11 protein-coding genes and 1 tRNA gene are annotated in these 14332 nt (G+C 42.6%); 4 read left to right on the top strand and 8 right to left on the bottom strand.

The window, feature by feature from the left end:
- Window positions 1–63: 63 nt before the first annotated feature.
- The 7 genes from cysE to flgA are packed head-to-tail and all read right to left on the bottom strand — an operon-like array spanning window position 64 to window position 6284.
- Window positions 64–765, bottom strand: coding sequence for a serine O-acetyltransferase (gene cysE, locus WCY03_RS06335; RefSeq protein ID WP_345991257.1), 702 nt, complete (start codon window positions 763–765; stop codon window positions 64–66).
- 10 nt (window positions 766–775) lie between these two features.
- The gene (gene speA, locus WCY03_RS06330) at window positions 776–2626 is read right to left on the bottom strand and encodes a biosynthetic arginine decarboxylase (RefSeq protein ID WP_345991255.1); all 1851 of its coding nucleotides are present in this window, start codon (window positions 2624–2626) and stop codon (window positions 776–778) included.
- A 5-nt stretch (window positions 2627–2631) separates the two neighbouring features.
- A complete protein-coding gene (gene hisS, locus WCY03_RS06325; RefSeq protein WP_345991253.1) occupies window positions 2632–3837 on the bottom strand; it encodes a histidine--tRNA ligase in 1206 nt (401 codons plus the stop codon).
- Window positions 3838–4419 carry a dTMP kinase gene (tmk, locus tag WCY03_RS06320; RefSeq protein ID WP_345991250.1) on the bottom strand — a complete coding sequence of 194 codons (582 nt, stop codon included), beginning with the start codon at window positions 4417–4419 and terminating at the stop codon, window positions 3838–3840.
- Window positions 4404–4895: a pantetheine-phosphate adenylyltransferase gene (coaD, locus tag WCY03_RS06315; protein WP_345991249.1), complete on the bottom strand. Its 492-nt coding sequence runs from the start codon at window positions 4893–4895 to the stop codon at window positions 4404–4406. The genes tmk and coaD overlap by 16 nt, the downstream gene beginning before the upstream one ends.
- Window positions 4888–5418, bottom strand: coding sequence for a UbiX family flavin prenyltransferase (locus WCY03_RS06310; protein WP_345991247.1), 531 nt, complete (start codon window positions 5416–5418; stop codon window positions 4888–4890). The genes coaD and WCY03_RS06310 overlap by 8 nt, the downstream gene beginning before the upstream one ends.
- On the bottom strand, window positions 5415–6284 hold the full coding sequence (gene flgA / locus WCY03_RS06305) for a flagellar basal body P-ring formation chaperone FlgA (protein WP_345991246.1): 870 nt from the start codon (window positions 6282–6284) through the stop codon (window positions 5415–5417). The genes WCY03_RS06310 and flgA overlap by 4 nt, the downstream gene beginning before the upstream one ends.
- A 187-nt stretch (window positions 6285–6471) precedes the next feature.
- On the opposite strand from flgA, the gene WCY03_RS06300 reads away from it, so the two are divergent.
- Entirely contained in the window at window positions 6472–8886 is a 2415-nt protein-coding gene (locus WCY03_RS06300; protein WP_345991244.1) for an AAA family ATPase, read from the top strand.
- 17 nt (window positions 8887–8903) lie between these two features.
- Window positions 8904–9236 carry a hypothetical protein gene (locus tag WCY03_RS06295; RefSeq protein WP_345991242.1) on the top strand — a complete coding sequence of 111 codons (333 nt, stop codon included), beginning with the start codon at window positions 8904–8906 and terminating at the stop codon, window positions 9234–9236.
- A gap of 86 nt (window positions 9237–9322) precedes the next feature.
- Here WCY03_RS06295 and WCY03_RS06290 read toward each other — a convergent pair.
- A tRNA-Leu gene (locus WCY03_RS06290) sits at window positions 9323–9405 on the bottom strand.
- A gap of 169 nt (window positions 9406–9574) precedes the next feature.
- Here WCY03_RS06290 and flgL point away from each other — a divergent pair.
- A complete protein-coding gene (gene flgL, locus WCY03_RS06285) occupies window positions 9575–11998 on the top strand; it encodes a flagellar hook-associated protein FlgL (RefSeq protein WP_345991241.1) in 2424 nt (807 codons plus the stop codon).
- A 76-nt stretch (window positions 11999–12074) separates the two neighbouring features.
- On the top strand, window positions 12075–14327 hold the full coding sequence (locus tag WCY03_RS06280; RefSeq protein ID WP_345991239.1) for a DNA translocase FtsK 4TM domain-containing protein: 2253 nt from the start codon (window positions 12075–12077) through the stop codon (window positions 14325–14327).
- Window positions 14328–14332: the final 5 nt, after the last annotated feature.

Below are 14332 nucleotides of genomic sequence, written 5' to 3'. Positions count from 1 at the left end.
GAACTTTAATATAATCGTGAAAAGAAAAGAAAAGGATTTTATCTGCCTTACAGTTGTAAAATATCAATTTTTCATAGACTTGATAAATGCTTCGTATATCTTTTCCAGTTCTATATCTTTTTCCAGAAGGTTTTTGTCGTCTTCCATAATGATATGCTCGAGTATTGCAACACGTTTAAGCAGATACTCAAACATCTCTTTGTTGATATCGGGGAGCATATTGTGCATAAAAGGATCTTTACAGCGTCCCTTTTCTATGGTGTGGGCAGGAATACCTATGGCAGTAGAGCAGGCAGGCACGTTTCGTACCACAACGGAGTTTGCTCCTATCTTTGAATGCTCGCCTACGGTGATGTTTCCCAGTACTTTTGCCCCTGCACCAATAACGACATTGTTTTTTATCGTAGGGTGGCGCTTGCCGGGTTCCAGGCTGACTCCGCCTAGCGTGACGCCCTGATAGATGAGTACGTTGTCTTCGATGATCGTCGTTTCGCCGATGACGACACCGAATCCATGATCTATAAAGACATGTTTTCCGATGGTTGCGGCAGGATGGATGTCTATATTGGTGAGGATCTGGTTGATACCCATCAGCATACGGGCTATTTTCTTAAATCCTTTTTTATGAAGTCTGTTCGCCAGCCGATACCAGGCAATCGCCCAAACTCCGGGATAACTAAATAAAAAATTCACATATGACGTCAGTGCAGGATCGTTCTTATAAGCATTTACAAAATCTTCTCTTATTTCACTAAATAGTCCCAAGCAAATACCTCTACTTTGTTGTTCTTAGATAACCGTTTTGATACATATATATCTCTAATTTTTGAAGTGTATCATTTTTTTCTTCTTCTGTAATAAAGTTACTTTGTAACAGATTGGTTTTAAGTTTTATTAATAATTCACGGGCATTGTATCCCATATCGTCTAATATATCCATAACGCTGATCGAATCTTCGATATTATTGAGCGTAAAGCCCTCCTCGTTTATCTGTACGCTGCATTCGCTGGGATGAGAAAAAAGATTGTGGTTCATACCGAGTGTTTCCTGATAAGCCCCGACATTGAAGAATCCCAAAAAGTATTCTTCGGTGTCAAGATCCACATCATGCAGATAAAGCGGCTTTTTCGGATCGAAACCTATCTCTCCGTCGCTGTCGCAGGTGATATCCCAAAGCGAGGCCGGACGTATCGCTTTTTGATCGAGTCTGTCCAGCGGCATCACGGGAAAGCTCTGTCCCAGTCCCCAATAGTCGGGAAGACTTTGAAATATCGAACTGTTGATAAGATATCTCTCCTGCAGTCTTTCTTGCAATCTTTTTATCTCTTGATTAGGGCTTTCTTGAGAGATATAAAGCGCTTTTTTGATGATATTGTGTGCCAATATCTCTGCATTGGACCTGTCTTGCAGGTCTATATATCCGAGATCAAAAAGAGTCAAAAGAGATTCGATATGATCAAGCGCATCATGGATATATTCCATAGCATTTTTCGGATTTAAAAGATCGTACAGTTCTCTCAGTTCTTCGATCAGCGGAGGATTTTTCTCTTTAATCTTGACATGTTTCATCTGGTAGTCTTGTGTAAAAAGTTCAAGGACTGGAGTGACCAGCACGGCATGAGAAGCTACTATGAAACGGCCCGATTCTGTGTATATATTGGGATGTTCGACGGATTTGGAGTTGCTTACTTCGCGAAGCAGGAACACAACGTCGTTTGCAAACTCTTCGATCGAGTAGTTTTTTGCAGATTCACTCTTGTGCTGAGAATACTCTACGGCAAGACCTCCCCCGATATTGATGCTGTCAAGCTCATCCGCTCCCATTTTTTTAAGTTCGGCGTAGATGTTTCCGGCTTCTCTGAGCGCTCTTTTTAAAGGAGAGATATCAGACATCTGCGAACCGATATGAAAATGCAGCATCTTAAAATGTGCCATCTTGTCAAAATCGCGCAGAAGCTGCATCGCTTCAAGTATCTCCGTAGATGTCAGACCGAATTTTGCATCCATTCCGCCGCTTTTTGCCCATGTTCCGCTTCCCGAAGAGTGCAGACGAAGACGGATGCCTATGTTTGGCATCGTAAGGTTGCATGAGGCCGCAACGTCAAGGATGGTTTCAAGTTCTCCCAGCCCCTCTATGGTTATGGTGATGTTGTGTCCGCTGTGAGCAGCGATGAAACCCAGTTCGATAAGCTCGGTGTCTTTGAAGCCGTTTACGGTGATAGGGTATCCAAGCGGCGTATAACTCATAGCCAAAAAGAGTTCGGCTTTAGAACCCGCTTCCAGTCCGTATCCTCTGTCTTTTCCGCTTTGAGTTATGGCTTCTACGACATTTGGAAACTGATTTACTTTCAACGGAAAAACGGCATTGAATTTTCCGTTGTAGTTATTTTCTCCGATCGCATTTGAAAAGGAGTTGAAAAGGGTATCTATCTGTTTTTTGATAAGATGTTCAAAACGCAGTATCAAAGGTCCTCTGAGTCCCGATGCTCTTACTTTTTGCGTAATGTCGATAATCGACGGTTTACAGCCGTGATTTATGCAGACTTCGCCGTTTTTGACTATAAAATTGTCATTTCCCCAAATATCGATGCCGTAGTTTCTCACGTTTTCTCCCTCAAAAAACATCTAAGTCATATCTCCGAGATCGGTATGATCCGTTCAGTTTTTTCCTGCAAATCTTTTATCCAGATTTTACTCTCTTTTAGTTCATTTTCACCAATAATCGCACAAAATCTTGCATTTGCCTTATCCGCATTTTTCAGATGAGCTTTTAAATTTCTTGCTTTATACAAAACAGAGGCTTTATCCGTCTTTCTTTTTGCCTGTGCAAGCGAGATGACCAATTCGACGGCATCGTCGTCCATTGCACCGAAATAATACCCTTCACGCTCCTCTTCAGGCATCTTAATAAGCTCTAAAAGACGTTCTATCCCTATGGCAAAACCCACGGCTGGAGTCGCTTTTCCGTCTAAAAACTCTACGAGCCTGTCGTATCTTCCGCCGCCTGCTATGGCACTTTGCGCTCCTATGTTATCGCTCACGAACTCAAATGCGGTCTTTGAGTAGTAATCAAGACCGCGCACGAGATGCGTATCCACTTCAAAGTCGATATTGTTTGATATCAGTATGCTCTTAAGCTTCTCAAAATCATCGTTACAGCCCGAACAGAGGCTGTTTATGAGTTTTGGTGCATTGATGTAGAGAACCTGGCATTTTTCGTTTTTGCAGTCCAAAACGCGGATGGGATTCGTACCTTTTCTTCTGAGACAGTCTTCGCAGATCTCATCATGATGCGATTCTAGGAACTCTACCAGACCGTCGCGGTATGCAGGCATGCAGCTGCTGTCTCCAAGAGAGTTCAGCTTGAGTCTGTACCCGATGCCCAGTTTATTTAGAATGTCTGCGATCATCATGATCATCGTAGCATCTTCGTAGACGCTCTCCTCGCCGAAACTTTCCACTCCAAACTGGTGAAACTCCCTGAGACGTCCTTTTTGGGGACGTTCATAACGAAACATAGGACCGTGATAGAAAAACTTGTATGTTCCGCCGGCTTTGTCGAACTTGTTTTGTACGAACGCGCGGACGACCCCTGCGGTACCTTCCGGACGAAGACAGACGTCGTTGTCTCCTTTGTCCGTGAACTGGTACATCTCTTTGCCGACGATATCGCTGGATTCGCCTACCGAGCGTTTAAAAAGAGCCGTCTCTTCAAGCAGCGGCGTTTCCATATAGCTAAATCCGTAATTTTTTGCTATTTTCGTGGCTACTTTTAAAAAATACTCGAACCTTGCCGAGTCAATTATATCGTTCATCCCTCTAAGTGACTGTATCATCTAGTTTTTTCCCTCTATAAATTTTACGATCTCGTCAGTTATCTCTTCTATATGCAGCGACGCGTCTATCTCTAAAAGCTCGATATCCAGTGCTTTTGCCGCTTTTATGAGCGAATCTTGAATACTCAGCAGATAGTCTATGCCGCGTTTTTCTATTTTGTCATGCTCTTTTTGAGAGAGCCTGTATGCCAGTTCATCCCGTGAGAGCTTTAGAACAACCGCCTTTTTTGGAAATATTTCGTTGCAGGCAAAACGGTTTAGTTCTACCAGCTTTTCTATCTCGAAATGTCCGACGACATCGGCATAGGCTATTCCCGAGATTACGCTTCTGTCGCTGATGATCGTTTTGTCAAGATTTGGCTCTACTACCTCTGCTATATGCTCTGCTCGGTCCGCCAAAAAGATCAAAAGCTCCGAAACAGGGTTCTTGATTTCGGAAAACAAAACGATCTCGCGAAGCTTGATGCCGAGTCTTGTGGCTCCGGGTTCTTTTGTTATGAGAGCATCCGGATATCTTTCGCCCAGTGCTTTGATCTGTGTGCTTTTTCCGGCGGTATCGATACCCTCTATTGCAATGTACATGACGTCATGCTCCCTATGATTTTTTGAACCTCTTTGGGGAGCAGATGCTCTGTTTTGCCGTTAAATTTCAGAAGGTTTCTGACAATGGAGGAGCTTATAAAAGCGTGCTGAAGCTTAGGCATCAGATACACGGTCTCTATGCTCTTGTCCAAAGAGTTGTTCAGATATCCCAGCTGAAGTTCGAATTCAAAATCGCTGACGGCTCTCAATCCGCGGATAAGGACCGTTGCATCAAGACTTTTTGCAAGTTCGACCGTCAGATTGTCAAATCCTACCACACGTACGTTTTTCAGCTCTTTTGTGGCCTCTTTTGCCATTACTATGCGTTCATCAAGCGTAAACATGGGTTTTTTTTCTTTTGAATCTGCTACGGCGACTATGACTTCGTCAAAAAGTTTCAAAGCTCTTTCTATGATGTCGAAATGTCCGTTGGTGATAGGGTCGAACGTCCCCGGATATAGTGCTATTTTATGCATCGTTTTCCCACCGTTTGTATAAGTTGTTTTCAATTCCCAAAAGGTCGAACCACTTGCCGATCATAAAGTTTTCCATCTCTTCAAGTGTCGCCTGTTCGCTGTAATAGGCCATCACAGGAGGGGCAATGATAATACCGAGTGTCGAAAGTTTGTGCATGTTTTCCAAAGCTATGGGCGAAAAGGGCATCTCTCTTGGAGCAAGAAGCAGGTTCTTTTTCTCTTTTATCATAACCGCGGCGGCTCTGGTAGTCAGGTTATCCGCGATGCCGCAGGAGATTTTTGCAAGCGTATTCATACTGCACGGAATGATCATCATGGCATCGACCTTAAAGCTGCCGCTTGCTATGCTTGCGGCTATCTCTTTATCGTCATGAATAGTGATGTTGTGCTCTTTATCCAAAACTACTTTTGCATGATCGGAGATAATAAGATGTTTTTCTATACCCTCAGGCAGAAGCTTTAACGCTTTTAAACCAAGGTTCGCGCCGCTTGCGCCGCTGATGGATATGACGACTTTTTTCATTGGATCTCGACTCTCTTTCTTCCGATGACCTTTGCCATCAGTTTTTTCCCGTTTGCTTTTCGAATTGCAATTATATCGCCTTCTTTTCCGTCTTGTACGGCAACGGCGTTGAATGTTATGCTTAAACCGCCGTCATGTATAGTTGCGACGACGGTTTCGTCTCTTTTAACGAGACTCAGCTTCTCGATATCGTTCTCGGTCAATATAAAATCGGATTTTAGTGAAAATTTGCTTTGATATTTATGATTTTTAATATCCGTTACCGGATCGTTTCTAAAACTTGTAAATTTTACGGTCTTTATTTTTGTGTTTTTATATGTCAGTTCTTCGTGGCGGTCTATTTTTTTTGTCGTGATGATGACGTCGATCGTCGCATCGAGGATATAATCGAAAAAAATCATTTTATGTTCGGGTGTCACTATGGAAACAGTGGAGTAGTTCTTGTGCAGGGTCTGGCTTTGCAGAGACAAAGAGTATATCTTCGGCAGTGCCGTTATGTAGGAGCGGGGATATACTTTTAGGGATTTTATCCGCAGATCCGGATATTTTGACAAGAACTCTTTTCTCAGGCTATTGGTAATGTCTTGCATATTTACGGGAGATTTTTGTCTGAAATTTACATATCTGACATCTTTGTTCTTTAAAACGTAGCCGTTTTTTTTGAATATCTTCATCACCTCTTTTGCGTTGACTCTCAGCATCTGTTTCGTTTCATCGTAGGAAAAGAGCAAAAAATCCTTATCTATGTTTTTGATGATGTCAGAAGCGTAGATATCTCTGCCTTTTGTCTCATAGTTCTCCTGCAGGGTGTAGGAGTAAAGAGAAGACAGAAACAGAAAAAATAAAAATATATATCTAAAAAGCAATATTCGTCAGCCTTTGTTGTTGTATCTGAAGTATTTTAACATAATCATAGGAAACCCAAAGTATAGCAGATGTGACAAACAATAATATTGATAAAAGCTATGAAATTAAAAGTTTTCAAGGATAATAAGATATACTAAAATCGTTAGCTGTCCTGTTGCATGTAAATGAAAAACGGAAGGTGTGAAAATGAAAAACGGTAAACAAAGCAGTGAATTCAGTGCTAAAATAGAAGAGATCTTGAACGAAAACCTTTTCGATCAGGAAGATGCTGTCAAAACGCTGACAAAGACCCTCATGCAGGCGAATATGCTAAAGAGTAAAAACAGGGTGAGAGCCCTTTTTACTTTTATCGGATTGGCAAACAGCGGCAAGCACTATATGTCACAGCTGCTTTTGCAGGCCGACAGCGAAATAGAACACATCAAAACGTTTAACATGGACCAGTACAGCGGTAATTTTGCCGCAGGGATGGAACAGCTCAACTCGCCGCTCATAGAATCGGAAGTCACTTCGTTCGTGAAAGAACATCCCAAATGCATACTTTTCTTTGAAGATATCGAAAAAGCCGATCTTCAAGTTCAGCTCTCGCTATATACGCTTTTCGCGAGTGATGAAAAGAGCAGCGAAGATTTTTCCCATGTGATCGTCATCATGACGACGACGCGTCTTGGTCTGCTTATACAGCGTCAAGATCTGCGCGAGTTGATGAAAAGCGATCCTCTTCAGGCACATACCTTCTTGATGGAGAGGTTAAGCCGTGAATACATGATGGTAAACGGCGTAAAAGAGGAAGCATTCGACAAAAAACTGCTCTCTCTTCTCAATGAACACACCGTCATACCGTTTAACCGCTTGAGCCTCACTACGCTGATCAAGATAGGGGCAAGAACCATGCATCAAACTTCGCAGAGTTTTATAAAAGAGAGCGGGATCGAGATCGAATATACGAATGTCGATAAGTTTGTTTCACTTCTTACTTTGTCTCTTGCTCCCTATATCAATGCCAGACATATCATAAAAAAACTGCCCGAAGTACTGTTTGACAAGATCTACGATGCGTTAAAAATGGATACCAATGTCAAACAGATAGAGTTCAAAGTATCGGACGAATCGATCCTGTTTTTGGACGAAGCTTTGCAAAACCAGAACGCTCTTTTGAAAAAAATAAGCAAACAGCATAAGAGGATCACGCTCGAATGGGAGCTTAAATACAGCAAAGGTATCGTCGAAGGCTTTATAAAGAACGCATTTTTCAGCGAAGAGAAACTCACGACGCTGAGCGAGGATGTCTTGCATGTCTCGGATATCCGATTTGAGGATGTCGCGGGACAGCAGAGGGTGAAAAACGAACTTTTAGAAGTTCTTGCACTTTTAAAAGAGCCCGAGAGGCTGAAACATTTCGATATGCCGCCTCCTAAAGGGATGTTTTTATACGGTCCGCAGGGGATGGGAAAAAAACTGCTCGCACGCGCCTTTGCCTATGAGAGCGATATGCCCTATATCGTTATAAGCGGTGCCGATCTTTTCGATGCTTCAAAGATACATAAGGTATATGCTCAGGCCTACGGGTCGGCTCCTTCTATCGTCATACTCGAAGATATAGACGTACAGGGATTCTTAAGCGGTGTTATCTCAAGAATGAATATCACTCCTTTGGTCGAAGAACTTGATGCGCTCACTCAAAGCTTCGATTCACCCGTTTTTACCATTGCGACGCTCAGTGACATCGCCAACATCCCTGATGAACTGAACAAAGCGGGGCGTATCGACATACGCATAGAAGTGCCTAAGCTCGATATCGAAGCGCGCAGATTTTTCATACAGGAGGTGTTGAAAAAACCTCATGACGAAGCCATAGACATTGAGAGGGTCGTGCGCTACATCTCCGGTCTGGGAGGAAACGAACTAAAAAGGATAGGGCAGGAAGCCGCACTTCATGCCGCCAGAAAAGGCCTAAAAGAGCTGAGCGAAGAGATATTGCTCGAACAGATAAACATCATAAAATACGGTACGAAGCTGGAAAATAAACAGATACGCGATATAGAAACGTCTATGGCTAAAACGGCCTATCATGAAGCGGGTCATGCGGTACTTTCCTATGTTCTTCTACCTAACGTCAAAATAGAGCAGGTGACCGTAGCGCCGCGCAGCGAAGCGTTGGGATTCGTCTCTTATCATAACGACGATTATATCGACGCTACCTCAAAAGAGGAGCTTTTCAATGATGTCTGCGTACTGCTTGCAGGCAGAGTGGCAAAGATGGAAAAATTCGGCGAATCGGGGATGGAAACGGGTGCTATCAGCGACTTGGAAGTTGCAAGTATGCAGGTTTATGCGGCCATAGCGCTTTTTGGCATGGATGAAAAGCTCGGATACATAAATATAAGCGGCATCGAATCGGTCTATGACAAAAAACTGCTTTCTAAAAAGATAGAAGACCGTATGCTTGTGTGGATAGACGACGCGAAAAAGAAAACGCAAAAAGAGGTCAAAAGACTTTGGCCGGCCATCGAAGCTGTCGCCAAAGAGCTGATAGCAAAAGAGGTGGTTGATGGCGAAGAGCTAAAAGAGATCATAAACAAAAAAATAAAAAATAAGTGAACCAAAACAGGAGGAAAATGCCGATGATGCAACAGGAAAGAAAACAGATCATACAGCATGCGCTCGGGTACGATATTCACGACATACATACCTATTCCGGGTATAAGGGCGATCTGATTGTAAAGATCACGACAAGCGATAAAAATGCGGTGGCGGAGATCAGAAAGTTCGCCATCTCTCTTGGAGTGGAAGAGGTCGTCGTCAGACAAAATCCTTCAATTCAGGAGTTCGAGATATATTGCGTCACGGTCGATGAGAACGTGTACCATCTAAAAGAGGATGAAGAACACGAAGACAGAGATCATAATAACTACGTGGAAGATTCATGGACAAAATCCGCACTTGATTGAAATATCCCGTGTTAATTTTACGATCATCACATATACAAGGAAAGAATTTTGATTGAATGATTAAGAAAGAAAATATACTCTTGCAGTGGTACCACCGGCCGGAATCGAACCGGCACTCTTGCGAACCGGATTTTGAATCCGGCGTGTCTACCAATTTCACCACGGTGGCAACAAGAGTGAAATAATATATATATTTAACTTAAAAACAGTGTAAATGAATGAAATTTAAATTAAATATTTTGTTTGACGATTTATGAGTAATTGATTTATATAATTTATGGAACTTAATTTGCTTAGCAGATCATTAAGTAGAAACACACGAGACATGGAGGTGTGATGTGCGAATAACGCAAAGTATGTATTATCAAAACCTAAATCCGGACAGAAGCGGCATCGCCCAAAAACTTTTTGACGTCAACAAGCAGATATCTTCGGGTTCTAAAATCCAGTATGCCTATGAATCACCTACTACGTTTGTAGATACATTAAGACTGGACGACGAAATAAAAACATTCGATCAAGTCATATCGAGCGTGAATAGCGGTTCAAAATTCTCTCAACAAACCGACTCCACGATAGGCGAATTTACAAAAACTCTCGATCAGTTTAAGACAAAACTTATTCAGGCAGCTTCAAGTGCGAACTCCGACGAGAGTATGCAGGCTCTTGCATCGGAACTGCGCGGTATAGAAAGCCACCTGAGAGATCTGGCGAACACCTCTGTAAACGGACAGTATATTTTTTCCGGTTCGCTGGTAGATCAAAAGCCCATTGATCAAAACGGGGATTATCACGGAAACGGTGACTCTATGACATCCTTTTTAGGTTCAAATGTCCGTCAGGCGTATAACATCTCGGGATCCGATCTCTTTTTAGGCGAAGAGAGCACGACACAAAGAAAGATCACAACAAATGTCAAACATCTAAACCAGACACTGCTTTATCCCGACGTCATGGTAGACCCTACAGAGCCCAGAAGTTCGGCAACAGAGCAATATATCACAGAAAGCGATACCATAAGGGATCTTGTCGGAGATAACGACAATGTCGTCGATACGGTAAATTCACAAAACCATTTTTATATCAGCGGAACCAAGCATGACGGGTCAACTTTCAAAACGACGATAGATATGAAGGATGACGAGACCGTAGGAGATCTGATCGACAAGATAGGTAAAGCGTTTGGAAATACGTCCGCAAATCAAGTGGTAAATGTGAGTTTGAATGCTTACGGACAGATCGAGATACAAGACAATCTTCCGGGAAGTTCGAAACTCGACTTTCATATGGTTGCAAACGTGGATCCGGCGGGAGCCGTTACGAACTTAGATACTTTAAACTCCAACGGCACAAGAGTGGTGGAGTTCACGAAAAGCGAGATATCGGGATATCAGACAACTGTTGGACAGCAAAGAAACCCATACAATCCCGATAGTTTCATACTAAATATGGATATGAGAACAAAGACTAGCGATCTCGTATCTCCGTCCACTCTTTTAACGGACGTTTTCAGATCCGATATCAGCTCGATTTCGTTTGGCGGAACTAAAACCGACGGTTCTGCAAATGCCGATACTTTTAACGTCACTGCGACTTCGACTGTTCAGGATCTGGTTACTGCGCTAAAAACGTCGTATCAGGTCGCACCGGATGATTTAGATGTATCCATTGTCAACGGGCGCATAAATTTTTCTACGACATCGGGTCAAAACAACATAGATATGCAGCTTACGGCCAATGATGCGGCTTCAAACCCTTTAAAAGCCTTGTCGTCAAACGCCAGTATTGATTACGATAATGCCAAGTTCACGAAGTCGGGAAGCCATCTGTTGTCAAATGTTCCGCAGATCGTAAAAGCGGACAACTCGTATGCCACGGATCAGACAAAACTCTCTGACGTCGCTGCATACTCCCCGTTTGTCGATGCGGGAAGCGCGCTTACGCAGCAGCTTAAGCTTGACGGTATAGATATCAACGGTAATCCGTTCAATGCTCAGATCGATCTTGCCGAAGGCGGCTCTACTTTTTCACTTGACGGAGGAGCTACGAACTATACTATATATAACATGGACACTCCAAGAACGGCAGTCAACGGCAATGACATGACCTATAAACAATTAACCGACGTTATAAATATGATCGTTAGCAACAACCTTCCTGCGATCACCGCTCCTGCCACTACGAATACCGATGCGGAATATGACGCGGCTATAACGTCGTCGTTGAACAGTTCGGTAGTCACGCTCGATAATAAAGGGCAGATAAACTTCGAGCAGACCAGTGCAAATACGACGAAAGCGGATATCTCCCTGTATGATGCCAATAGTACCGATTTTACAAAAGGCGGTTCGGCTTTGGAGTTCAATGCAAACAGTTCTTTGACCATCAGTGATCCTAAGACCGATTTTTTCGCTCAGATCGACGAGGTTATCAAATCGGTCGAACAAAAAAAGATGAGAGCGGATACCCAAACGGGAGATCTTAGAAATGTCGGTATACAAAACGCTATACAAATGATCGACGATCTAAACAGCCATATGTCCAAAGAACAGGCAAAATCGGGTGTGCAGTCACAATCACTGCAAACTGCTGCCGACCGCACACAGATGCTAAAACTCAGTTCTACCAGTATGCGTTCGGATGTGATCGATACCGATATAGCAGATGCAACATTGACACTGAATCAATTGCAGTTGAATTATCAGGCTATATATTCATCCCTATCGAAAGTATCCAAGCTTTCTTTAGTCAATTATCTTTAGCAAACTGCCATAAAAGTAGCTTTGATGCTGCTTTTTTTGCTATACTCCATTTTATTTTAAGTTGTAGGACCTATCATTGCGAAATGCATTTTTTATTATATTTTTTGGTATTTTGATCTATCTTGGCGTATCGACGGCTATAGCCGACGGTTCTGTCATAGGGAGATTTGGGGCTGCTTTTGCCCTGTTTAATCACAAATATTTCGGGTATCTTTCGTATGTATATCCGTTTTTACTTCTTTATCCTCTTTATGTGCAGTTCAGATATCCGTCATTTACCGCTAGACGCTTAGAGGTCGCATTGGCGTCCGTATTGCTTTTTTTCTCTTTTATAATACTGCAGGGGATTTTGGCTACAGGTGAGTTAAGAGGTAAGTTCGGCGCTGATTTTGTAGAGTTTTTATCTCCTTTTATCGGTTTGTTCGGCGTTTGGGTATTTTGGTTCATATCCACCTCTGTCGGGGTGACGATCTTTTTTGAAAAAAGCTTTCATGAATTCATCTCTCCTCTTTTAAACAGGGTTGAAAACTTCAAAAGTGCTTTGCAGGAAAGAAAAGAGAAAAAAGAGAATCAAAAACAGGCTGAAAAATATATAGTGGATCAGGAAGAAGACACATATGCGCAGATCGAAGAGGAAGATATCGACGAGCTGGACAAGCCTGCTTATCTAAGAGCTTCCGCAGATATCGAAGATGCTCCTTTTGAGATAAAGCTGATAAAAAAAGAAAACGAGACAAACGGCGGTGAAGAGGATGAAGATGAGGACGAGATCGAAATAAAAAAAGCCGACGATCTTAAAGGCGACGAGACAACGATAGTTTCGATCGCAAAAAAGGTCAAAGAGCAGAAAAACAATACCGTTATCGTCGATGAACTTGAAGAGAATGCAAAACTTCTTGAGAGCATTGAAAAGGGAAGAGTGGAAAAACCGAAAAACTTTAAATTGCCTTCTGTAAACTTCTTACAAAAACCTCCCGCAAAAGCCAATACGGTCGATGAGGCCGAACTTGACGATAAAATAAAAGACCTCATAGAAAAGCTTGCACATTTTAACATTGAAGGCGATGTTATCCGTACATATGCAGGTCCTGTTGTTTCTACTTTCGAGTTCAAACCCGCTGCAAACGTAAAAGTCTCAAAAATATTAAATCTGCAAGACGATCTTGCCATGGCTCTTCGCGCTCAGACCATACGTATCCAAGCACCGATACCGGGAAAAGACGTGGTAGGGATAGAGATACCCAATCATACGGTTGAAACCATCTACCTGAGAGAACTTATTGAGAGTGATCTGTTTCAAAATGCCAAATCACCGCTCAGCATTGTTTTAGGCAAAGATATTGTCGGCAAGCCGTTTATAACAGATCTTAAAAAGCTTCCGCATCTTCTTATCGCGGGAACTACGGGAAGCGGTAAGAGTGTGGGTATCAATGCGATGATACTCAGCCTTCTTTACAAGAATTCGCCTGATCATCTTCGTCTTTTGATGGTCGATCCGAAGATGTTGGAGTTTTCTATATATAATGATATTCCGCATCTGCTTACTCCCGTTATTACCAAAGCCAAACAGGCGGTCGTAGCGCTCAATAATATGGTTGTAGAGATGGAACGCCGTTATGAGATGATGAGCGATACGAGAACCAAAAATATAGAAAATTACAACGAAAAGATGAAAAAAGAGGGCGGAAAAGAGCTGCCCTACATTGTCGTTATCATCGATGAACTCGCAGATCTGATGATGACAAGCGGTAAAGACGTGGAACAATCAATCGCAAGGCTTGCGCAGATGGCAAGGGCTGCGGGTATTCACCTTGTAGTGGCAACGCAACGTCCGTCGGTCGATGTCGTAACGGGACTCATAAAAGCAAACCTTCCATCCCGTATCAGCTATAGGGTAGGACAGAAAGTGGACAGCAAAATCATTCTTGATCAGCAGGGTGCAGAATCGCTTCTAGGGCGCGGAGATATGCTCTTTACACCTCCAGGGGCGACGGGTCTTGTACGTCTTCACGCCCCTTGGAGTACGGAAGAAGAGATAGAAAACATCGTAGAGTTCATAAAATCTCAACGTGAACCGGATTATGATAAAAGTTTTTTACTTGAAGACAACGATGCGAACAAAAGTGCTTCTGATGAAGTTTACGAAGAGTTGGATCCGCTCTATGAAGAAGCGAGAAATATAATCTTGGCTGAGAGAAAAACCTCTATCTCGTATCTGCAGAGAAGACTTCAAATAGGCTATAACAGATCGGCCCGCGTTATTGAACAATTGGAACAAAATGGAATCCTCTCGGAACCGAATTCTAAAGGTATCAGAGAGATACTCTAGTTTTA

The sequence above is a fragment of the Sulfurimonas sp. HSL-1716 genome, from assembly GCF_039645975.1.
Lineage (GTDB): Bacteria > Campylobacterota > Campylobacteria > Campylobacterales > Sulfurimonadaceae > Hydrocurvibacter > Hydrocurvibacter sulfurireducens.
The sequence above is the reverse complement of the archived record's forward strand: the minus strand, read 5'-3'. Positions and strand labels throughout refer to the sequence as shown.